Raw genomic sequence first — 21847 nt, 5'->3', positions numbered from 1 at the left:
CTGGAGACGAACAGCTACCACTCGGCAGTGTTGCGCAGCCCGGAGAACCACCGTTGGGTGACGGCCATGGATATTGCGGTGGGGCAGGCGCATTGCCTGAATGATCCGCAGTTGCGGGAGGTGTTGGTGGCGATTGCGGATTGGAAGATGGATAGCAAGGTGTTTTCCACGATCTGTGGCTTGCCAGGTTGGTCGCGGCTCAGTAATGAAACTCAAGAATTAGTGAAGGCGAATAGCAAATATTATGATAAAGGAATTTTCCCCTCTTCTGATTTGGTGTCGTTAAATCCTCCTTCCTTAGTCGTTGGGCCAGATAAAGAAGGAGCGCGTAGTGAAGGGAGATAAGGCAAACGATAGTGCGCGTCCCTCTCTCGGACCTTATCTTTGGTTGGCCGGCGTGCTGTTTATGCTTTGGTTCGGTTTCTTGATGACCGCTTACCCAAAGGTACAGGAATTCAACATGGTTCAGCGTGATCTTAAACCGCTGCTGGCTTTGGGCGTTTCAATCGCTATCGGTGTCGTAGCCTTGGTTTTTAGCATTCATTGGTGGCTCAATGCCTTGGCGAGCGAAAAGGCCAAGCAGGCTGCCTATAGGCGCGAACTTCTGGCTGCGCTTGCGGAGCAGGAATCAGCGCCCGCACAACAGTTTGCATTGGAGATGCGTGGAGTTGGCCTTGCAGTTGATAACTGGTATCAATCATCTATCTGGGGAAAGATAAAAGAAAAAAATAATAATTTCTCATCCATTTATTCGCGAAATCCTTCCGAGCTCGATGTTTCTGTTGACGATCGAAAAATTACTTATTCTATAAATATCCGAGTTTCTTTTAGGCATGCTGCGCAAGCGTCTGTGGCTTATTGGCCCCTTCCCACCTTCGCTCTGGGGCCGCCTGATCTATATAACAAAGGGTTCAGTGCTGCCGGTCTGATCAACGCTGGCCGGAATGCCGCAACGTTAGGTGTCACGCTGTTTCTCTGGCAGGATGATGAAAACACGACCCACGCTCAGGCCATGATCGAGCGACTGTTCAAATTTTTCGATGAACACCCGCGCGCACCACAAGCGCTAATCGTAAGTGAAGACGGTGATGTGACGCGCGATACTTATCGCAAACCCGGTACACCGGGTTTGAGTGGCATTCAGGGAGTGCCCAAGATTTACGAAAGCATGGCGGGTTTGTTGGTGGCTCGATCTGACCGTGTAGACCGCTATCTCCGCTTTTCCGCTGTTGATGAAGCCGAAAACAACCAAAGTAAAAGAACGGACCTGGGGAAACTTTGGGCTTTTTATTGGAAGCAGAACAGGGAATTTGGCGACTGGTACGAAGCAGAAGAGGCTGCCAAAGGTAATAGGTTTTCGATTGCTCCCACCCTATCTACCGATTATTGGCAATCCAAACTCCCCGAACTCTGGCAAACCATCAGCAACCGAGGCCCCGGTCATTTCGAGCCGTCCCCGTGGTTGCCTATCCGCTGGGCCCAACACCAGATCAAAGAGTTCGACGCCTCGTCAGTACTGGGCTATCTGCACCGCCCGATCAAAGTGCCGATGCAGGATGAAAACGGCAAGCGCCTGAAGCCCGCGTTGCAGGCCAAGGCGTTGCAAGCCGGTTGGCTGCAAGCGCTGGAGACCTTGCCCAAGGGCCATGAGCCCGTGCGGGTGTTCTACGACACCACCCATAACCTCGAAGCGGAAATCGCCCTCACCAACGCCCTGCATGCACTCAACACCGACGGCCACGGCCTGGACATCGGCAACGTGGAAGAGGGCTATGACATCGGCCGACGCCTGGGCAATACCGGTGTCAGCGGTGCGCTGGTGCAGATCAACCTGGCGACCATCGCCAGTTACCTGGAGGGCGGCACGAGTGCGGTGGTGTATGCCGGCGCTGATGGCAGCCTGACGGTACAGATGGTCCGCCCGCCGGATAAAGCGCGCAAAGCGAAGAATCGCAAGACGCGCGATGGCGACCCTTTCCGCTACGGTTCACCTTCATGAACTACGTCTGAGGCTGGCAAACGGTCACCCTCATTTTTCCAGCAAGGCCACCATCTCTCGATACCCTCGCTGGCGCGCATGCTCCAGCGCCGTCACGCCGTCCTTGTCGGCGATCGTACGGTCTGCCCCGGCTGCGAGCAGCCGGCGGACGATGTCCACATGGCGCGGGCCACCATCGCCCAGAATCACCGCCTCCAGCAGCGCGGTCCAGTGCAGGCGGTTGAGGTGGTTCACGTCGACGCCGGCGTCGATCAGCATCTGCACGGTCTGTACATGGCCGCGTTCGGCGGCAGGGATCAGCGCGGTACCGCCGTAGCGATTGGTGCTCTTGAGGTCGGCGCCGTGATCCAGGGTCAGGCGCAGGATCTCGTTCAGACCACGAGCGCCGGCGTACAGGTAAGGGCTGTCCTGGATGTCGTCCTTGGCGTTGACGTCGGCGCCCGCTTCGATCAGTACCTTGGACGCCGCGACCTGATTGCCATGGGTGGCCACCAGCAGCGCAGTGCGACGCTGGGAGTCCCGCGCATCGACGGTGGCGCCTTCATCGAGCAGGCGACGTATGGCGAGGGCATCGCCACGTTGGGCGGCATCGAGCAGTTGGGTATCCATGGCAGTGCTCTCGGCGTGGGCGACAACGCTGATGAGCAAGGCGAAAAGCGCGGCGAACGGCAGGCGCATGGTGAGGGCTCCAGAATGATCGGGCTTAATCCTAGGAAATACCCGCCAATGCTTGAAGTTAATTCTCCGCATGATCATCAGTGCATTTCTGGATGCACCCCTGTTTTTCGGACTTTCCCGTAGGTTTGGCTAAAATCGCTGTTTTTGGCGTCATGCGCCTACGTTCAAATTACAGGATGTCCTTTTTGAAAAGGCCTTTACCCGTTGTGGCTCGCGTCACGGCGCTGTGTTGCCTGGCGACCTTGACCAGTTGTGGTTGGGGCGATCGGGCGGCGCAGGCGCCTGCAATCCTGCCGTTGCCGCCCGAACTCGACTCCGGCTATCGCGCCGGGTTGCTGCCAACCCATGCCAGCCGCCACATGGCTGCGGCAGCCAACCCCTTGGCCAGTGAGGCAGGTCGCTCGATGCTGCGTGCAGGTGGCAGCGCCATCGATGCCGCCGTCGCCATGCAGGCGGTGCTCACTTTGGTCGAACCGCAGTCCAGCGGTATTGGTGGAGGGGCGTTCTTCCTGTATTGGGATGGGCGGCAGGTGCAGGCCTTCGACGGCCGTGAAACCGCGCCCTCAGGCGTGACGCCGAACCTGTTCCTCAAACCTGATGGCATGCCCATGGCCTTCCGGGATGCCCAGATCGGTGGCCGTTCGGTGGCCGTGCCAGGCGTGTTGCGCGCCTTGAAACTGGCCCACGAACAGCATGGCCGCCTGCCTTGGCATGATCTCTTCGCGCCGGCTATCGCCTTGGCCCGCGACGGCTTCCCGATGTCCAAACGACTGCACACGCTGTTGGCATCGGACACCTATGTCGCAGGCTCGCCCGGCATGGCCCGTTATTTTCTCGATGCCCACGGCAAGCCCCTGGCGGTCGGCACGCCACTGAAGAACCCCGAGCTTGCACAGACCTTGGAGTTGATCGCTACGCAAGGGCCCGATGCGTTCTACGCAGGCGAGATTGCCGAGGCGATGGTCGAGGCCGTGCGCGGCCATGCCAACCCCGGCCTGCTGTCGCTCGAAGACCTGCGCCGCTACCAGGCCAAGGAGCGCACGCCGGTCTGTGGGCCTTACAAAACCTGGCGCATTTGTGGCATGCCACCGCCATCCTCGGGTGGCGTCGCGGTATTGCAGACCCTGGGCATCCTCGAAGCCCTGAAGTCGGCCACGCCGTCGCTGGACCTGGCCAGAATGGCTCCGACGCAGGTGCCGTCGATAGCAGGTCTGGAGCCTGCACCGATGGCGGTTCACCTGATCGCCGAGGCCGAGCGCCTGGCCTACGCTGATCGGGCCCAGTACCTGGCGGACAGCGACTATGTGCCGGTGAATCTCCAGGGGCTGACCAACAAGGCGTATCTGGCAAGTCGCGCGCGACTGGTTGGCCCGACCAGCATGAAGCGCGCCGAGGCGGGCACACCGCCGGGTGCCAACTTGGCACTCTCGCCTGATCGTTCCCCTTTGCGCATCGCCACTTCCCATGTCTCGGCCGTCGACGATCTGGGCGGTGCGATTGCCATGACCACATCGGTGGAGGCCGCCTTTGGCTCGCATCTGTTCGTCAAAGGTTTTCTGCTGAACAATCACCTGACCGACTTCTCGTTCGTGCCTAGAGTGGACGGCAAGCCGGTCGCCAACGCTGTCGCCCCCGGCAAGCGACCGCTGTCCTCGATGTCGCCGACACTGGTGTTCACGGGTGAGTCCGGCGAACTGCTGGCCAGTCTTGGCTCTCCCGGAGGCTCGCAGATCATCGGCTATGTGAACAAGGCATTGATCGGCCTACTGGACTGGAAGCTCGACCCCCAGGCGGCCATCAACCTGCCCAACTTCGGCAGTCGCAACCTTGGCACCGAAGTGGAAGCCGGGTTGGCCAGCCCCGCCTTGATACAGGCGCTTCAAGCCCGGGGTCATGACGTGACGCCGATGACGATGACCAGCGGAACGCAGATCATCCAGCGCACCGCGGATGGCTGGTCGGCGGGTGCCGACCCACGCCGCGAAGGAGCGGCGCTGGGCGACTGACGTGCGGCTGCGTGTGCGGTTGCCGGTTGTGAATGGGCGTGCTAGAAGTCGGATCTGTCATTCAGAAGTTGAATACACCGATGTCTATCAGCGTTAAACCGAATAGGGCCCTGTTCGATCTCGACCTGCTGCGTGCCATTGTCGTGGTGGCCGATTGCGGCAGTTTCACTACGGCGGCGACGCGCTTGCATTCCACTCAGTCGACCATCAGCCAGAAGGTACGCCGGCTGGAGGACATGGTGGGACACCGCCTGCTGGTGCGCGGCAACCGCGACGTACTGCCGACCGACGCGGGACAGACGTTGCTGGGCTATGCCCGGCACATGCTGGCGCTGAACGATCAGATGCTCGAGGCCCTGGCTGGGGCGATGGTCGGTGTGACGGTACGCCTGGGGGTGCCTGAGGATTTCGTCGGCGGGCGCACCACCAATGCTTTGTCGGCATTCAGCCGGCGGCATCCGCAGGTCAAGTTGGAAGTCACCAGTGGGTTGTGCCGGGATCTCAGCCAGGCCTACGACAATGGCGAGCTGGACCTGGTATTGCTCAAGCAGCGGCGTAATGCGAGGGAAGGGGTAGCGTGTTGGCCTGAGAGATTGCAATGGATCGACAGCGCCCGGACACCGGCCTTCGAGCTCGACCCGATCCCGCTGGTGACCTTTCCGCCGCGGGGGTTGTATCGCGAGGACATGATTACTGCGATCGAGGGGATGGGGCGGCGTTGGCGTATCAGTTTCACCAGTTCCAGCTTGAGCGGGATACAGGCGGCGGTGGCCGATGGCATGGGGATCAGTCTGTTGCCGCCACGGGCTGCGACGGGGGAGCATCGGGTGTTGGGAGGGGAGCAGGGACTGCCTGAGGTGGATAGCTACGAGATCGTGGTGGTGCATCGTCCGACGGCGGATGGGATGGTGCGGGCGTTGGCCGAGGTGCTCATGGAGTTGCTCGCGGCGCATGAGATTTGATTTGGCGTTGGTTGGTTTTGAGGGTTGTGGGTTTATCCGTTTGATTTGTCGACGGTTAGTCACCTTTGCGCCCTTGGTCTTGGCCAAAGTAACCAAAGCCGCTGCGCCCCCGCATACGGCCCCTGCGCTGCGCGCCTGCCCCTACAGACACCTCCGCTCGGCCTGCTGATGGGGCGCAAGTTACAGGCGGCGCCTGGGGTGGCGTTGTTTCATTCAGTGGGTTTTTGTGGTGAGCTTTTTGGCCCATTCGCGGGTAAACCCGCTCACACAGGCTCTCCGGTGTTCTCAACAACACCGCTGTGCCTGTGGGAACTGCGCCAGGGCTGGTATTGGTACGGCTGAAAAGTGTCAAGGAATACCAACCGAAGGCGATTCGAGCTTGTCCGGCACCATAGAATCTCCCACATGTACAGCGCCGTTCTCAAGGACAGCGGTGAGCCTGTGAGAGCGGGTTTACCCGCGAATATGCCGGAACTGCCAACAAATAATTAGCTTGTTTGCCGTTGCCGTTGCCGTTGCCGTTGCCGTTGCCGTTGCCGTTGCCGTTGCCGTTGCCGTTGCCGTTGCCGTTGCCGTTGCTTTTGATCCGCGATAGTTCAGACACCACCAATCGCGACCTCAGGAGGCCGAGTGGAGGTGTCTGGAGGGGCAGGCGCGCAGCGCCCTTCGGCGATAGCCGAAGTCGCGAGATGGAGGCTTGCGCAGCAAGCCGGAGGCCGCGAAGCCCCGTAAGGCACCGCAGCGAGGGAACCCGGTGCGAAGCGCCGGGCCGTATGTGGGAGCCAGCGGTTTTTGCCTACTTTTGCCCAAGAGCAAAAGTAGGTCGCCGTAAAGGCGAAAAGCGCCAGCGGCGCCACCACCAACCCCGGATATACACACAACCTGAAAGCCCAAGCCCAAGCCCAAGCCCAAGCCCAAGCCCAAGCCCAAGCCCAAGCCCTCACTCATGACAACAATGCCCAGCCCGCTCCCCCACCTCATACCGATCATGATGCCGCACCCAATCCATCGTCCCCCCCTCATTCCTCCCCAACGGCGCAATATCGAGAAAATTGTAAGCCCCCACCAAAATGTCCAGCCCCCGAGCATACGTAGAATAGGTGTGATAGACCTCCCCATTCCCGTCCCGATAGAACGCACTCAGCCCAGGCAACTCCCGCTCACTTCCCGCATAGACTTCGTAGTTGTACTGCCCAGACCCATCCGTGGCGACACTCACCCCAAAGTCCTCGTTGAAGCTGCCGCCGTGTGATGAGAACCAGGGAAACCGCCATCCCATCCGCCGCCGAAAATTCTGGAACTCCCCATAAGGCGCCCGCGACACCGCGACCAGCGAAACGTCATGATGTGCCAGATGCAAGTTGGCCCCATCGAAATGGTCGGCCAGGAACGAGCACCCCGGGCAGCCTTCGCTCCAACCTTCGGCGAACATGAAGTGATAGACCAGCAGTTGGCTGCGCCCGGCAAACAGATCCGCCAGCCCCAGTTCGCCATCGGGCCCCTGGAAGCGATAAGCCCGTTCGACCCTGACCCACGGCAAAGCCCGCCTGGCCGCGGCCACTTCGTCACGCTGGTGAGTGAGGGCTTTTTCATGCAGCCATAACTGGCGCCTGGCCGCGAGCCACTCGCTTCGGGTGACCACCTCGTGCTTGATATCTGGATTGTTCATGACGCTGACTCCACGTGAGGGATTCAGCGAATGGTCGAATGGCGGCTGTGGGATTCGACAACGACTCGCCCCTCTCACGACGAACGGCTCGGTGGCCAGGATGAACATGGGTGATATCATGGGGCCATCAATCACAAGGAGGTGTACATGCGCTGGCGTTGTCTGTCGCTATTTCTGTTGACCCTGCTGCTCGGCGTCACGTCGGCCCAGGCGGCCAATACCCCGTGCTCGGGTCGTAAGGGTGGGATCGCAGGGTGTGACGGTGAGATCTTCCTGTGCAACGACGGCTCGATCAGTGCCTCGAAGAAAAACTGCAGCGCGATGTACGGCACCCGCACCGCGCGTCCGGCAGCGCAGCCGTTGCGCGCCAGTGATGAAGGATGCGGATGCGGCAGTGGCAACTACTGCACGGGCCCGCGAGGTGGGGTGTACTGCCTGACACCGTCGGGTAACAAGAGCTACCGTCGGCGCTGAAACATCGGCCTTGCCGTTAATCGGCTAACCGGCCATTTCGTCTATCAACGCCCACAACCGTGAGTCGTTGAAATCCTCTACCACCAATCGCGCTCCAGCGGCCAGCAACCGCTCGGTGGTCTGGGTGGTGGCGATGCCCACGGTGAAGATGCCGGCATCGCTCGCGGCTTTCACGCCTGGCAGTGAATCCTCGAAGGCCAGGGCCTGGCTGGCTGTAGCCGCCAGGCGCTGCAGACCGGTCAGATAGGGCAGAGGGTCAGGCTTGGGGCGAGCCAATTCCTCGGCCACCAGCACAGGCTCGAAACACCCCTCCAGCCCCATGGCCGCCAGCATGTGCTCGGCGTTGAGGCGGGGGGCGTTGGTCACCACGCACATGCCGATTCCACGTTGCTGGGCGTACGCCATCAGGCGTGTCAGTCCAGGCATGGGCGTCAGGCGAGGCGACAGCTCGCGGAACAATGTCTCCTTGCGCTCGGCCAGGGCCAGGCATTGGGCCTGGCTGCTCAGGGGGAAAAGCTCGGCGAACAGTTCACCGTTGGCGCGTCCGCTGATATGGGCGTCGAACTGCGCCTGGCTCAGTTCCCGCCCGTCGTGCTCGCGCAGCAACTGGCGGAAGGCCTGCAAATGCAGGGTGTCGGTATCGGTGAGGGTTCCGTCGAGGTCGAACAGCAGGGCGGTCAGCATCGGGTATCCAGAAGGGGAAACGTCAATCTCGGCCATGATAGCCAAACCCGACGACGAAGGGGGCTGTTCACTGTACGCTGAAAAGAGTACAAATGTACTCCATGGACAACATGACCCCCAAACGCCGCGCCATTCTCGAATTCATCCGCGAGCGCATCGCCGATCACGGCCAGCCCCCGAGCCTGGCTGACATCGCCCAGCGCTTCGGTTTTGCCTCACGCAGCGTGGCGCGCAAGCACATCACCGCCCTGAGCCAGGCCGGTTTTATCGACGTGACCCCCAATCAGGCCCGCGGCATCCGCCTGGCCGAGCCGCTGCGCCGGCCCGAGATCCTCGAGATTCCGGTGCTCGGCCAGGTGGCGGCGGGCGCACCGATCGGTCCGGATTTGGACATCCACGAGCAATTGCTGCTCGACCCCAGCCTGTTCCGTCGCACCCCTGACTACCTGCTCAAAGTGCGGGGTGATTCGATGATCGACGACGGTATCTTCGATGGTGACCTGGTCGGCATCCGCCAGCAGGGCGAGGCTCGCGATGGGCAGATCGTGGTCGCCCGCCTGGATGGCGAGGTGACCATCAAGCGCCTGCAGCGCATCCCCGGTGGCTACCGCCTGTTGCCACGCAACCCCGCCTATGCGCCCATCGACGTGGCGCCGGGCCGGGACTTCGTCATCGAGGGCGTGTTCTGTGGTCTGCTGAGGCGTGACTGATGGGCGCGGTAGTAGACCTCGACCGCCTGCTCGACCAGCGCCGGATATGGCGCGGGCGCCAGGTCCAGGCACGGCCTCAGGGGCTGCAGCCCACCGGCCATGCCTCGCTTGACGATCGGCTGCCCGAAGGCGGCTGGCCGGCTGCCGCGCTCACGGAGCTGCTGCTGGCCAGCCCCGGCAGTGGTGAGCTGCAGTTGCTCTGGCCAAGCCTGGCGCGCCTGAGCGGTGAAGGCGGCCGAGTGGTGCTGGTGGCGCCGCCGTTCATTCCCTATGCGCCGGCCTGGCAGGCCGCCGGGGTCGATCTGCGCTGGTTGGCCCACGTCGAGGCCCCGCCGGCCGAGGCCTTGTGGGCTGCCGAGCAATGCCTGCGCTCTGGCAGTTGCGCGGCCGTGCTGTGCTGGCCTGGGCGTACCGATGACCGTGCTCTGCGGCGCTTGCAGGTGGCCGCCGAGACGGGGCAGGCCTTGGCGTTCGTCTGCCGCCCGCAGCAGGCTTCGCACAATCCTTCGCCAGCGGCCTTGCGCATCGCCATCGACACCCAGCCTGCCCAATGGCGGGTACTCAAATGCCGTGGCGGCTTGCCGCCGGCAGCGCCTATTGCCTGCCCGGTGTGGAGCTGATGCCATGCTTTGGGCCTGTATCGTTTTTCCGCAACTGGCGCTGGACAGCGTCCTGCGTGAGCGCGACAACCCTGATGCCCCCCTGGTGTTGATCGGCGGGCCGCAGCAGCGGCGGGTGTTGCAGTCGGTCAATGCGGCGGCTGCGGCGCTGGGCCTGCGAGCCGGGCAGACCCTCACGGCTGCCCGAGCCCTGGCTGACGGCTTCACCTGCGTGGAGACCGACCCTGCGCGCATCGAGCAGCTCCAGCAGTTGCTTGCAGCCTGGGCCTATCGCTTCAGCGCGCAGGTCAGTCGGCACTATCCACGGGCTTTGCTTCTGGAGGTCGGTTCCAGCCTCGGGCTGTTCGGGCCCTGGCCGGCGTTCGAGGCACGATTGCGCCAGGAGCTGGATGCACTGGGGTTACGCCACCGTATCGTCCTGGCCACCAACCCGGTGGCGGCGCGCATGCTCGCCAATGGCCATGACGGTCTGGCGGTGACAACGGTCGAAGCCACCCGGGCTGCCCTGGCGTGCATGCCTGTCCACAAGGTTGGCTTGCCTTCGGAGGCGGCAACGGCGTTTGCCCGCATGGGGCTGCGCCGTCTCGGTGAAGTCCTGGCCCTGCCACGCGATGCCCTGGCCCGGCGCTTTGCTGCCCAAGTGCAAGTGCATCTGGACCAGTTGCTCGGCCTGCGCAGCCTGGGCCTGGCCTTCCACCAACCGGCGGAGCGCTTCGAGGTGCGGCTGGAGCTGAACTTCGATGTCGAATCGCACCAGGCGCTGTTGTTTCCCCTGCGTCGTCTGCTGAGTGACCTGGCAGTCTTTCTCGCGGGGCGGGACTGCGGCGTACAGCGGTTTAGCCTGTACCTGGAACATGCCCAAGGGGCGGCCACCGAGCTCAAGGTCGGTCTGCTGGCCGCCGAGCGCGATGCCGCCAGGCTGTTCGAGCTGGCCCGCGGGCGTCTGGAGGCGCTGCGCATCCCTGCACCGGTACGCAACCTGCGTTTGCTGGCCGAGGACCTGCCACCTTTCGTGCCCCAGCACCAGGCGCTGTTCGATCCGCGGGCACAACAGGCCCAACCCTGGGAGCAACTGCGCGAACGCCTGCGTGCGCGCCTGGGCGATGAGGCGGTCAAGGCGCTGAGCGCCGAAGCCGATCACCGCCCCGAATGCGCTTGGCTGCCGGTGGAGCAAGGGGCCTTGGGCCTATTGCCGGTCGCGCCCGGCAGCCGGCCGGGCTGGCTGCTGCCTGAGCCCCAGCCTCTGAGCGAAGCTGGCGTGCGCCGGTTGGGACGGGCCGAACGTATCGAGTCGGGCTGGTGGGATGGTGGTGACGTGCGCCGTGACTACTACCGCATCGAGACCCGTGACGGGTTGCGGGGCTGGGCCTATGACGACCTGAGCAAGCCCGGGCAACTGTGGCTGCAAGGGTGGTTCGCATGAGCCTGTCGGATTACGCCGAGCTGCACTGCCTGTCGAACTTCAGCTTCCAGCGCGGCGCTTCCAGTGCCGACGAGCTGTTCAAGCGGGCCAAGGCTTTGGGTTACAAGGCACTGGCCATTACCGATGAATGTACCTTGGCTGGCATCGTCCGCGCCTGGCAGGCGGCTCGGCAACAGGACATTCAACTTATCGTCGGGAGCGAGGTACAGCTTCATGAGGGTGCCAAGCTGGTGCTGCTGGTCGAAAACCTCGAGGGCTACCAGAACCTCTGCACCCTGATCACTCGGGCGCGACGCCGAGCGGAAAAAGGCACCTACCAATTGCTCTCGACGGACATTCAAGCCCATTGCCAGGGCCTGCTGGCACTGTGGATTGCCGAGCCTGACGATGCCCCGGCCAATGGCTTATGGCTGAAGTCGCTGTTCGGCGAGCGCCTGTGGCTGGCGGTGCACCTGCATCGAGGGTGCGACGATGCCCGGCGTCTGCAGCAGCTGAATATCCTGGCGGGCCAGGTGGGGATTCGCGCAGTGGCGTGCGGCGATGTGCACATGCATGTCCGTGGCCGCCGCGCCCTGCAGGACTGCATGACCGCGATTCGCCAGCATTGCACCCTGACCGAGGCCGGTCGCTACCTGTACCCCAATGGCGAGCGCCACTTGCGCACCTTGACCGAGCTTGGCGAGCTGTACCCTGCCGACCTGCTGACCGAAACCCAGGCCATCGCCGACCGCTGCCACTTCAGCCTGGATGAGTTGAAATACCAGTACCCCAGCGAAGTGGTACCGCAAGGGCACACACCGGCCAGCTGGTTGCGCCATCTGTGCCAGTCGCGCCTGCCCGAGCGCTGGCCCCAGGGTGCCAGCAGCGAGGCGCTGGAAACCCTGGAAAGCGAGCTGCAACTGATCACCGAGCTGGGCTACGAAAGCTACTTTCTCACCGTCTACGACATCGTCGATTTCGCCCGCAAGCAGGGCATCCTCTGTCAGGGACGGGGCTCGGCCGCCAACTCGGTGGTGTGTTTCGTGCTGGGCATCACCGAGCTGGACCCGATGGTGCATCGCTTGCTGTTCGAGCGCTTTCTGTCCCGCGAGCGCAACGAGCCGCCGGACATCGACGTGGACTTCGAGCACGACCGCCGGGAAGAGGTCATCCAGTATGTGTTTCGCCGTTATGGCCGCGACCGGGCAGCACTCACGGCGGTGGTCAACACCTACCATGCCGCCGGCGCAGTGCGCGATGTGGCGCGCGCCCTGGGGCTGCCGGCCGACCAGGTGGACGCCTTGGCCAAGTGCTGCGGACGCTGGAGCGACCGCATCCCCGATGTCCAGCGCCTGGCCGAGGCGGGTTTCGAGGCGCAGAGTCCATCGCTGCAACGCATCCTGGTGCTGGCTGGCCAGTTGATTGGCTTTCCCCGGCACCTGTCGCAGCACCCAGGAGGCTTCGTGATCTGCCAGCAGCCGCTGGACCGCCTGGTGCCGGTGGAGAACGCCGCCATGGCGGAGCGCACGGTGATCCAGTGGGACAAGGACGACCTCGACCTGGTCGGCCTGCTCAAGGTCGATGTGCTGGCCCTGGGCATGCTCAGCGCCTTGCGCCGCTGCTTCGACCTGCTGGCCCTTCACCGAGGCCGGCACCTGACCTTGGCGACCATCCCCAAGGAAGACGCCGCCACCTACGCCATGATCAGCCGCGCCGAGACCATGGGCGTGTTCCAGATCGAATCGCGGGCGCAGATGGCCATGTTGCCGCGCCTCAAACCGGAAAAGTTCTACGACCTGGTGATCGAGGTGGCCATCGTCCGGCCAGGGCCGATCCAGGGCGACATGGTCCACCCCTATCTGCGCCGACGCCTGAAAGAGGAAAAGGTGACCTATCCCTCACCCAAGCTGAAAGCTGTGTTCGAACGCACCTTGGGTGTGCCGTTGTTCCAAGAGCAGGTGATGGAACTGGCCATGGTCGCCGCCGACTACACGCCGGGCGAGGCGGACCAATTGCGCCGCAGCATGGCCGCCTGGAAACGCCACGGCGGCCTGGAGCCGCACCGCGAGCGGCTGATCAACGGCATGCGGCGCAATGGTTACGAGCAGGCGTTCGCCGAGCGGATCTTCGAGCAGATCAAGGGCTTTGGCAGTTATGGTTTCCCTGAGTCCCATGCCGCGAGCTTCGCCTTGCTCTGCTACGCCAGCAGTTGGCTCAAGTGCCATGAGCCGGCGATCTTCACCTGCGCGCTGATCAACAGCTGGCCCATGGGCTTCTACAGTCCTGACCAACTGCTGCAGGAGGCGCGTCGTCAGGGCATCGAGGTGCGCCCTGTGGATGTATGCCACAGCGTCTGGGATTGCACCCTGGAACCGTACGGGGAGGGCGCATTGGCGATTCGCCTGGGGTTGCGGCAGATTCGTGGGTTCAGCGAGACCGATGCCCGGCGCCTCGAGCAGGCGAGGGCGCAGCGATCCTGGCGCGATGTCGAGGACCTGTGCCTACGCGCCGGGCTCGACAGCCGAGCCCGTGCACGCCTGGCTGATGCCGGCGCCCTGCGTGCTTTGGCCAGCGACCGTCATCAGGCTCGCTGGCAAGTGGCGGCGGTGCAGGCGCAGCTGCCATTGTTCGCCCAGCTGGAAGCTGAGCCAGAAGTGATGGTGGAGTTGCCGGTGCCGACCGTAGGCGAAGACGTGTTCGCCGACTATGCCACCCTGGGTACCACCTTGGGGCCACACCCCCTGGCGCTGTTGCGGCAACGTCTTCGGGCATTGGGGTGTCGTAGCTCTGCCGAGCTGACGGGCGTCGAGCACGGTGACAGCATTGCCGTGGCTGGCGTGGTGGTCGGGCGGCAACGGCCGCAGACCGCCAGCGGCGTGACCTTCGTCACCCTCGAGGATGAACACGGCATGGTCAATGTGGTGGTCTGGCGTGACTTGGCCGAACGCCAGCGCAGGGCACTGGTAGGGTCGCAACTGCTCAAGGTGAGCGGGCGACTGGAACAAGAGAAGGGCGTACGGCACCTGATTGCCAGACGCCTGGAAGACATCAGCCCCTTGTTACAGGGGCTGGATGTGCGCAGCCGGGATTTTCACTAGATCCGAAGGCCAATCGCGGCACAAGGTCGATCCTACAGTCGCCTGTCAGACCATCGCCAAGTGCTGCTTGCGCGTCGGTGCCGGAAACGCATCGTCGATCGCGCGCAGGTCCTCGTCGGTCAGCACCAGTTCGCCAGCGGCCGCATTGAGCCGCACATGCAGCGGGTCCACCGCTTTGGGAATGGCGATGACGCCTTCGTTGCGCGTCACCCAGGCCAGACTCACCTGGGCCGGCGTGGCCCCATGGCGCTCGGCGATCTCGGCCAATACCGGGTGTCGCAGCAAGCGCCCGGCCTGGGCCAGCGGGCAGTAGGCCATGGTCGGCAACTGGTGTGCCTGGCTCCATGGCAGCAGGTCGAACTCGATGCCACGTTGGGCCGGGTTGTACAGCACCTGATTGGTGGCGCAGTCGGGGTTGCCCAGTTCGAGCAGGTCGTCCAGGTCGAAGTTGGACACGCCCCAGCGACGGATCTTGCCTTGCTCGCGCAGGCGTTCGAAGGCTTCGACGGTTTCCTCCAGCGGGTACTGGCCGCGCCAGTGCAGCAGGTACAGATCGATGCAGTCGGTACCCAGGCGCGTCAGGCTGCGCTCGCAGGCGGCGGGAATACCACGGCGGCTGGCATTGTGCGGGTAGACCTTGCTGACCAGGAACACCTGGTCGCGGCGCCCGGCGATGGCCTGGCCGACCACGTGCTCGGCGCCACCCTCGGCGTACATCTCCGCCGTATCGATCAGGGTCAGGCCCAGTTCGATGCCCTGTTGCAGGGCGGCTACCTCGGCGGCCTTGCGCCCCGAGTCCTCGCCCATGTACCAGGTGCCTTGGCCGATGGCCGGGACGCTGGCGTCTGCCAGATTCACGAAACGCATGTCACCTCCTGTGGATCAGTGTGGGAAAGCACGACGTCGAGCAGCGCTTGCGCTGCGGTGGAAAGCTTGTGATCGGCCAAGGCAATGACGCCGATGCGCCGCTCCACGCGAGGCTCGACCAAGGCCACGCAGCGGGCGCCGAGCTCCTGCATCTGGTTGATGCACAGCGCTGGCACGACACTCACGCCCAGGCCATTGGCGACCATGCGGCCGATGGTGGAAAGCTGATGGCTCTCGAAGGCGGCTGTCAGTTTGCCATGGCTGGCCGCGACATTCTGCTCCATCAGCAGGCGCACGGCCGAGGGCCGTTGCAGGGCGATGAAGTCCTGGGCCAGCAAGTCCCGCCAGGCCACCTGCGGCTGGCTTGCCAGCGGTGAGTCAGCGGGAACCACGGCCACGAAACGGTCCAAATAGAGCGGATGAAAGCGCAACCCGTCGAGGTTCTCCGGTTCGAAACCGATGCCCAGCTCGACGCGGCGATGGCGTACCAGCTCCAGCACCTGTTCATTGATCACGTCATGCACGGTGACGTTGACCTTGGGGTAGCGCTGGCGAAATACCTTCAGCGAGCGGGGTAGCAGGTTGCCGGCAAAGGCGGGCATGGCCGCCACCGAGACCCGCCCCAATTGCAGGGTGAAGCGCTGGCGCAGCATCTCCTCGGTGTCGTCCCAGTCGGCCAGCAGGCGCCGGGCCAGGGGCAGCAGCACTTCCCCTTCAGGGGTGAGACTGACACTACGGGTGGTGCGGGTGAGCAGCGCTCCGCCGAGATTGTCCTCCAGGGCCTTGATGGTCAGGCTCAACGCTGGCTGGGAAACATGCAGATGTTCGCCGGCCTGGGCGAAGCTCTGGTACTTGGCCACGGTGACGAAGGCGCGTAACTGCTTGACGTTCATGATGAACCCGATTTTGTTTTGGAAAATTTATCAATCGATGACGAAAACAAAATTAACAAATCAGTCGACAGCGGTGAAGATGCCTCCACGGTTCCAACAACTACAAAAGGCGACTGAGCATGGCCGGACTGGACAAGCGCGTAGCAACCTATGAAGAGGCCCTCGCAGGCCTGACCGACAACATGACGGTACTGGCCGGCGGCTTCGGCTTGTGCGGCATCCCCGAAAACCTCATCGCTGAAATCAAGCGCCGCGGCGTCAAGGGTCTGACCGTGGTCTCCAACAACTGCGGCGTCGATGGCTTCGGCCTGGGCGTGCTTTTGGAAGACCGCCAGATTCGCAAGATGATCGCGTCCTATGTGGGTGAAAACGCCGAGTTCGAGCGTCAATTGCTCAGCGGCGAGCTGGAGGTCGAACTGACCCCCCAAGGTACCTTGGCCGAGAAAATGCGCGCAGGTGGCGCCGGCATCCCGGCTTTCTACACCGCCACCGGCTACGGTACCCCTGTCGCTGAAGGCAAGGAAGTGCGCGACTTCAAGGGCCGCAAGTACATCCTCGAAGAATCCATCACCGGCGATTTCGCCATCGTCAAAGGCTGGAAGGCCGACCACTACGGCAACGTGGTGTATCGCAACACCGCGCAAAACTTCAACCCGCTGGCCGCCACCGCGGGCAAGATCACCGTGGTCGAAGTCGAGGAGATCGTCGAGCCGGGCGTGTTGCTGCCCAGCGAGATCCACACCCCGGGCATCTACGTCGACCGGGTCATCGTCGGCACCTTCGAAAAGCGCATCGAGAAGCGCACCGTCAAGGCCTAAAGCGCCGTCCACAGAACAACAAAGAGATCCTGACCATGGCACTGACCCGCGAACAGATGGCGCAACGCGTCGCCCGTGAACTGAAGGACGGTTACTACGTCAACCTGGGTATCGGCATCCCGACGCTGGTGGCCAACTATGTGCCCGCCGATATGGACGTGATGCTGCAATCGGAAAACGGCCTGCTCGGTATGGGCGAATTTCCCACCGAAGGCACCATCGACGCCGACATGATCAACGCCGGCAAGCAGACGGTCACCGCCCGCCGCGGTGCATCGATCTTCGACTCCGCGCAATCTTTCGCCATGATCCGTGGTGGCCATGTCGACCTCACCGTACTGGGGGCCTTCGAGGTGGATGTGGAGGGCAACATCGCCTCGTGGATGATCCCAGGCAAGTTGGTCAAGGGCATGGGCGGCGCCATGGACCTGGTAGCCGGTGCCGAGAACATCATCGTCACCATGACCCATGCCTCCAAGGATGGCGAATCCAAGCTGCTGCCGCGCTGCAGCCTGCCCCTGACCGGTGCCGGTTGCATCCGCAAGGTGCTCACCGACCTGGCCTACCTGGAAATCCAGGATGGCGCCTTCATCCTGCGCGAGACCGCGCCTGGGGTCAGCGTCGAGGAAATCATCGAAAAGACCGCCGGCAAGCTGATCGTCCCGAATGATGTGAAGGAAATGACTTTCTAGGGGCTGTAGGGACGAGTGCGCATACATTTCGCACAGAGCCTGACAAACATCCGCCCTGTGGGAGCGGGTTGACCCGCGAATGCGTCAGTCGAGGCGACACCGTCGCCTTGGCAGGCGTTGTCGCGGGTAAGCTCGTTCCCACAGGGCTTTGTGCTGCTTCAGTGTTTGAAAATCAAAAAACAAATAAAAGGAAAATCCCGTGGCCGCTGAAATCCAAGACAGTCGCTCCGCCCGTTTTGCCTTGCGCTGCTCCAACTGGGCCGAACGCTGGTTCCCTGATTCCTGGGTATTCGCCGCCCTTGCCGTGGTGCTGGTGTGCCTGGGCGCTCTGGTCATGGGCGCCAAGCCCACCGACACCGCCAAGGCATTCGGCGATGGCTTCTGGAGCCTGATCCCATTCACCATGCAGATGGCTTTCGTGGTCATCGGTGGTTACGTGGTGGCCAGCTCGCCACCTGCTGCGCGGCTGATCGACCGCCTGGCGCGTCTGCCGAAGAACGGCCGCTCGGCGGTCTGCTGGGTGGCGCTGATTTCGATGCTCGCCTCCTTGCTCAATTGGGGCCTGTCGCTGGTATTCGGCGGTTTGCTGGTACGTGCCCTGGCCCGTCGCCAGGACCTGAAGATGGACTACCGCGCCGCTGGCGCCGCTGCCTACCTGGGCCTGGGCGCGGTCTGGGCACTGGGGCTTTCGTCGTCGGCTGCGCAGTTGCAGGCCAACCCGGCCAGCCTGCCGCCGTCGATTCTCTCCATCACCGGGGTGATTCCGTTCACCGAGACCATCTTCCTCTGGCAGTCCGGCGTCATGCTGGCGGCCTTGGTGATCGTCTCGCTGGTGATTGCCTATGCCACCGCACCAGGGCCGAACAGTGCCCGCACCGCCGAGCAATGCGGGGTCGATCCAAGCTTCAGCGCAGCGCCCGTGGCCCAGCGCACCCGTCCGGGCGAATGGCTGGAATACAGCCCGGTGCTGACCTTGCTCCTGGTGGCGCTGGCCGGCGGCTGGCTGTACCACGAGTTCGCGACCAAACCTGCGATCACCGCCATCTCTGGCCTAAACACCTATAACTTCCTGTTCATCATGCTCGGCGCCTTGCTCCATTGGCGTCCGCGCAGTTTCCTCGACGCCGTGACCCGCGCCGTGCCGACCACCACCGGGGTGCTGATCCAGTTCCCGCTGTACGGCTCAATCGCCGCGATCCTCACCCAGGTCAAGGGCGTGGATGAACAGACCCTGGCCCACCACATCTCTACGTTCTTCGTGCAGATCGCCTCCCACGACACCTATGCCGTGCTCATGGGCGTGTATTCGGCGGTGCTGGGCTTCTTCATCCCTTCCGGGGGTGGCAAATGGATCATCGAGGCGCCCTATGTGATGCTGGTGGCCAATGACCTGCAGTACCACCTGGGCTGGGCGGTGCAGATCTACAACGCCGCCGAGGCCTTGCCCAACCTGATCAACCCGTTCTATATGCTGCCTCTGCTGGGCGTGCTGGGGCTCAAGGCGCGGGATCTGATCGGCTTCTCGTTCGTGCAGTTGCTGGTGCACGTGCCGTTGGTGCTGGTGTTGCTGTGGGCCCTGGGCACGACCTTGCAATACGTGCCACCGGTCATGCCGTAAGGTGTGCAAATGGCCAGAAGAGGGCGGTGAAGACCGTCCTTTTTCTGCCTGTCGATTGCGCCTTGTCGGTGCTCTTTGGAATGTTTACCTGCTGATAGGGTGGCTTGGGTATCGCGCATGGTGTCGGTTCATTTCCAGCCGACGAGCAATGACCCATGCCCATTCACAAACTTGTCCCTAATCAACCCAACGACGCGAATAGCCCGCTCGTTGGTCAGGTACTGCCGCGTCCTGAACCCGTCGAGCCGCCACCGGAGCCTGACACCACCACCCCGGATTTCACAGCAGAGCTGACCCGTGCCCTGGGCCTTAAGCAGATCAAGGCCACCGATCGCATGGTGCTGCGTGATCAATATGGGCGTGTCCTGTGCATTCATGCAAAGTCCGATGACTGGGGTTGGGTGTATCTTGGTGAGCCGGAACGCTACAGCGCTGAATTAGCGCCGTTGGTGGTTCATCTGGATCCCGCCAGTCAAAGCCTGTCGATGTCTGCGGAAAAGAAGATGGTGGGTTGGTCGTTCTTTGCTGATGGCAAATCGACCGACAGGGATTATGTCTTCGCGGGCTTCAAGGTTTGGCGGGACTATCCACGTCTGCGTTTCAGGATCAAGCGAAGTGGGACCACAATCGTCAACCATCGACAGACATCTGCGTTCACGCTGAGCTGTGAAATCGGCAGCACGCGTATGGTCCTGCATGCGCCTACTGGCAAGTGGGGGTGGGTCAAGCTACTGCCTGAAAGCGACGTCGCCGACGGCGACGAGATCCGGTTCTCGTTGCACAAACTGTCCATTCCGTTTGGCAGGGTAAGAGATTTGATCAAAGCGACCTGGCCCAATACGACACTGACCTATCAGACGTCCGTGGATGCGTACTACGAAGCTATTTCCGCGCAACAAGCGCACGGCATCTGGGTTGAGTCAGGCCTCAAGTCCTTTAAATACAGGCCAGAGGTGTTCGATTGCGATGATTTCGCCTTGGCCTACAAAACCAAGGCCGCCAGAACTGCCTACTTGGAAAACAATCTGTATCCCTACTCGGTGGGCATCGTGTTCGGGCAGAATGCAAAAGGTGCTCATGCGGCGAATCTGTTCATCGACCAATGGCTGCGTCTGCAATTGCTCGAGCCGCAAACCGGAGCTGTACAACGTGCATCAGAGTGGGCCTATACGCCCTATCACATCATGTTTTGACGTTCTTTAAGGCGCGATGAGGGCGCAGCGATGATCGAGGTGTCGCGGTTCTGGCGGGATCCGGCTTTGCCCTTCGTCGAGGCTCGGCGGGTGGGGGATGGGCGTCAGGTGTGCTATGCGTCCCATTCCCACGAGAGCTTTTCGATTGGCGTGATCACCGGTGGGCGCAGCACCTATGTGACTGGCACCACGCAGAGGGAGGTCAGCGCGGGTAGCACCGTGCTGATGAATCCTGGCGTGGTGCATACCTGTAACCCTATCAAAGGCGAGCCTTGGTCCTACCTGATGCTGTTCGTCGACCTGCCGTGGTTGCAGGCCCAGGGGTTCGAGCTGCCTGTGGCGACGTACAGCACTTCACCGGTGCTCTACGGCCGGCTGCTCGAGGTCTTTGCCACATTGTTCGATGACCAGCGCGCTGACCGTCAAGCCTGCCTGGCCGCGTTTTTCCGGACGTTGCCGGGCGACCTCGACGACGCGCCCGCCCAGCCGATACAGGCCAACCCGCGGTTGGAGGCTGCCGCTGCGTTCATTCGTGCCCATCGGCTTGACCCGTTGACGATCGAAGACATCTGCGCTGCCGTCGGCCTGTCACGGGCCTACCTGATCCGCGCTTTTGGCCAACGTTTCGGCCTGACGCCCCATGGCTACCTGCTGGACCAGCGCGTGCAGCACGCCCGGGCCCAGTTGCGTCAGGGCCGGGCGATTGCCGAGGTGGCGGCGGAGGCGGGCTTTGCCGATCAGGCGCATCTGCAACGGGCATTCAAGCAGCACTTGGCGGCGACCCCCGGGCATTACCGGTCGGGTCGGTAGGGTCAGCCCAAGGCCAGGTACAGCGCGCTGGCCAGCAACAGCGCTGCCAAAGCACGGTTGAACACGCGCATATGCCGCGGGTTGCCCAGATACTGGCGAATTACACTGCCGGCCCAGGCCCAACTGGCAATCGAGACAAAGCAGATCGGCCCATAGATCCAAGTAAACAGCCATAACAAATGCTGCTCGCCCCCTGTGTAGGCGCCGATGCCTGCCACAGCGGCCAGCCAGGCCTTGGGGTTGAGCCACTGCATGGCCGCGCCATGCCAGGCTGAAGGCGCGCCGTCCTGATGCTCGGTATTCAACTGGCCATTGTCACTGGCCAGTTTCCAGGCCATGTACAGCAAGAACACGACCCCGCCGCCATGCAGCAAGCGGCCCAGCAATGGCCAGCGCATCAATAGTTCGTGTAGACCCAGGCCAACCAGTACCAGCAACAGGCAAAAGCCCAGGGTCGCCCCGGCGGCATGGCCAAGGCTTGCGCGCAGACCGTGGCGAACGCCACTGCCGAGGGCGACGATGTTGACCGGACCGGGTGAAATGGATGCCGCCAAGGCGAAAGCAGCCATGGACAGGGACAGGCTCATGAGAAACATTCCTTGAGTGTGGAGAAGCACCATCCTGGCCGAAGGGGTGGGCAGGGTATTGAAGAAA

21 protein-coding genes are annotated in these 21847 nt (G+C 62.7%); 14 read left to right on the top strand and 7 right to left on the bottom strand.

Annotated features, from left to right (window positions below; all coding sequences use genetic code 11):
• Both ACNFCH_RS12165 and ACNFCH_RS12160 read left to right on the top strand, forming a co-directional pair.
• The coding region (locus tag ACNFCH_RS12165; RefSeq protein ID WP_416742867.1) for an effector protein Tle3 domain-containing protein at positions 1–345 on the top strand (345 nt) is incomplete at its 5' end.
• A complete protein-coding gene (locus ACNFCH_RS12160) occupies positions 332–1999 on the top strand; it encodes a type VI lipase adapter Tla3 domain-containing protein (RefSeq protein ID WP_416742866.1) in 1668 nt (555 codons plus the stop codon). The genes ACNFCH_RS12165 and ACNFCH_RS12160, both read left to right, overlap by 14 nt.
• Positions 2000–2029: 30 nt before the next feature.
• Here ACNFCH_RS12160 and ACNFCH_RS12155 read toward each other — a convergent pair whose 3' ends face one another.
• Entirely contained in the window at positions 2030–2677 is a 648-nt protein-coding gene (locus tag ACNFCH_RS12155; RefSeq protein ID WP_416742865.1) for an ankyrin repeat domain-containing protein, read from the bottom strand.
• Between the two features lie 176 nt (positions 2678–2853).
• On the opposite strand from ACNFCH_RS12155, the gene ggt reads away from it, so the two are divergent.
• Entirely contained in the window at positions 2854–4683 is a 1830-nt protein-coding gene (gene ggt, locus ACNFCH_RS12150) for a gamma-glutamyltransferase (RefSeq protein WP_416742864.1), read from the top strand.
• An 80-nt stretch (positions 4684–4763) separates the two neighbouring features.
• Entirely contained in the window at positions 4764–5645 is an 882-nt protein-coding gene (locus tag ACNFCH_RS12145) for a LysR family transcriptional regulator (RefSeq protein WP_337159996.1), read from the top strand.
• Between the two features lie 421 nt (positions 5646–6066).
• Here ACNFCH_RS12145 and ACNFCH_RS12140 read toward each other — a convergent pair whose 3' ends face one another.
• Positions 6067–6249: a hypothetical protein gene (locus ACNFCH_RS12140; RefSeq protein ID WP_416742863.1), complete on the bottom strand. Its 183-nt coding sequence runs from the start codon at positions 6247–6249 to the stop codon at positions 6067–6069.
• Between the two features lie 336 nt (positions 6250–6585).
• Positions 6586–7314: a thioredoxin family protein gene (locus ACNFCH_RS12135; RefSeq protein WP_337159998.1), complete on the bottom strand. Its 729-nt coding sequence runs from the start codon at positions 7312–7314 to the stop codon at positions 6586–6588.
• Between the two features lie 147 nt (positions 7315–7461).
• On the opposite strand from ACNFCH_RS12135, the gene ACNFCH_RS12130 reads away from it, so the two are divergent.
• On the top strand, positions 7462–7788 hold the full coding sequence (locus ACNFCH_RS12130; RefSeq protein WP_337159999.1) for a hypothetical protein: 327 nt from the start codon (positions 7462–7464) through the stop codon (positions 7786–7788).
• Between the two features lie 24 nt (positions 7789–7812).
• Here ACNFCH_RS12130 and ACNFCH_RS12125 read toward each other — a convergent pair whose 3' ends face one another.
• Positions 7813–8472 carry an HAD-IA family hydrolase gene (locus tag ACNFCH_RS12125; RefSeq protein ID WP_337160000.1) on the bottom strand — a complete coding sequence of 220 codons (660 nt, stop codon included), beginning with the start codon at positions 8470–8472 and terminating at the stop codon, positions 7813–7815.
• A gap of 92 nt (positions 8473–8564) precedes the next feature.
• Here ACNFCH_RS12125 and lexA point away from each other — a divergent pair, with 92 nt between their 5' ends.
• From lexA to ACNFCH_RS12105, 4 genes are read left to right on the top strand one after another with little or no spacing between them, the layout of a single operon-like run.
• Positions 8565–9182 carry a transcriptional repressor LexA gene (gene lexA / locus ACNFCH_RS12120; RefSeq protein ID WP_196165062.1) on the top strand — a complete coding sequence of 206 codons (618 nt, stop codon included), beginning with the start codon at positions 8565–8567 and terminating at the stop codon, positions 9180–9182.
• A complete protein-coding gene (gene imuA, locus ACNFCH_RS12115; protein WP_337160001.1) occupies positions 9182–9802 on the top strand; it encodes a translesion DNA synthesis-associated protein ImuA in 621 nt (206 codons plus the stop codon). The genes lexA and imuA overlap by 1 nt, the downstream gene beginning before the upstream one ends.
• Before the next feature lie 4 nt (positions 9803–9806).
• Positions 9807–11225, top strand: coding sequence for a Y-family DNA polymerase (locus ACNFCH_RS12110; protein WP_416742862.1), 1419 nt, complete (start codon positions 9807–9809; stop codon positions 11223–11225).
• Positions 11222–14302 (top strand): error-prone DNA polymerase, encoded by a 3081-nt coding sequence (locus ACNFCH_RS12105; protein ID WP_416742861.1) that lies wholly within the window; start codon positions 11222–11224, stop codon positions 14300–14302. Before ACNFCH_RS12110 ends, ACNFCH_RS12105 begins: the two co-directional genes overlap by 4 nt.
• 45 nt (positions 14303–14347) lie before the next feature.
• Here the strand turns inward: ACNFCH_RS12105 and ACNFCH_RS12100 are convergent, their stop codons facing one another.
• Both ACNFCH_RS12100 and ACNFCH_RS12095 read right to left on the bottom strand, forming a co-directional pair.
• Positions 14348–15169, bottom strand: a complete 822-nt coding sequence (locus ACNFCH_RS12100; protein WP_337160004.1) for an aldo/keto reductase — start codon at positions 15167–15169, stop codon at positions 14348–14350.
• Positions 15157–16062, bottom strand: coding sequence for a LysR family transcriptional regulator (locus ACNFCH_RS12095; protein ID WP_337160005.1), 906 nt, complete (start codon positions 16060–16062; stop codon positions 15157–15159). Before ACNFCH_RS12095 ends, ACNFCH_RS12100 begins: the two co-directional genes overlap by 13 nt.
• Positions 16063–16181: 119 nt before the next feature.
• Between ACNFCH_RS12095 and ACNFCH_RS12090 the strand changes: the two genes are divergently transcribed.
• The 5 genes from ACNFCH_RS12090 to ACNFCH_RS12070 all read left to right on the top strand — a co-directional run bounded on the left by ACNFCH_RS12090 (position 16182) and on the right by ACNFCH_RS12070 (position 21193).
• Positions 16182–16880 carry a CoA transferase subunit A gene (locus ACNFCH_RS12090; RefSeq protein WP_099593372.1) on the top strand — a complete coding sequence of 233 codons (699 nt, stop codon included), beginning with the start codon at positions 16182–16184 and terminating at the stop codon, positions 16878–16880.
• A gap of 35 nt (positions 16881–16915) precedes the next feature.
• Positions 16916–17572 carry a CoA transferase subunit B gene (locus ACNFCH_RS12085; RefSeq protein ID WP_337160006.1) on the top strand — a complete coding sequence of 219 codons (657 nt, stop codon included), beginning with the start codon at positions 16916–16918 and terminating at the stop codon, positions 17570–17572.
• A 199-nt stretch (positions 17573–17771) separates the two neighbouring features.
• Positions 17772–19190 (top strand): short-chain fatty acid transporter, encoded by a 1419-nt coding sequence (locus ACNFCH_RS12080; RefSeq protein WP_337160007.1) that lies wholly within the window; start codon positions 17772–17774, stop codon positions 19188–19190.
• Between the two features lie 155 nt (positions 19191–19345).
• Entirely contained in the window at positions 19346–20383 is a 1038-nt protein-coding gene (locus tag ACNFCH_RS12075; protein WP_337160008.1) for a lectin MOA-related protein, read from the top strand.
• 30 nt (positions 20384–20413) lie between these two features.
• Positions 20414–21193 carry an AraC family transcriptional regulator gene (locus ACNFCH_RS12070; RefSeq protein ID WP_337160009.1) on the top strand — a complete coding sequence of 260 codons (780 nt, stop codon included), beginning with the start codon at positions 20414–20416 and terminating at the stop codon, positions 21191–21193.
• Between the two features lie 2 nt (positions 21194–21195).
• Here ACNFCH_RS12070 and ACNFCH_RS12065 read toward each other — a convergent pair whose 3' ends face one another.
• Entirely contained in the window at positions 21196–21780 is a 585-nt protein-coding gene (locus tag ACNFCH_RS12065; RefSeq protein WP_416742860.1) for a LysE family translocator, read from the bottom strand.
• Positions 21781–21847 lie beyond the last annotated feature (67 nt).

It is taken from the genome of Pseudomonas sp. NY15354 (assembly GCF_048068075.1).
GTDB lineage: Bacteria > Pseudomonadota > Gammaproteobacteria > Pseudomonadales > Pseudomonadaceae > Aquipseudomonas > Aquipseudomonas guariconensis_C.
Note: the sequence above shows the minus strand (reverse complement) of the source record. Positions and strands in the feature narration are given on the sequence as shown.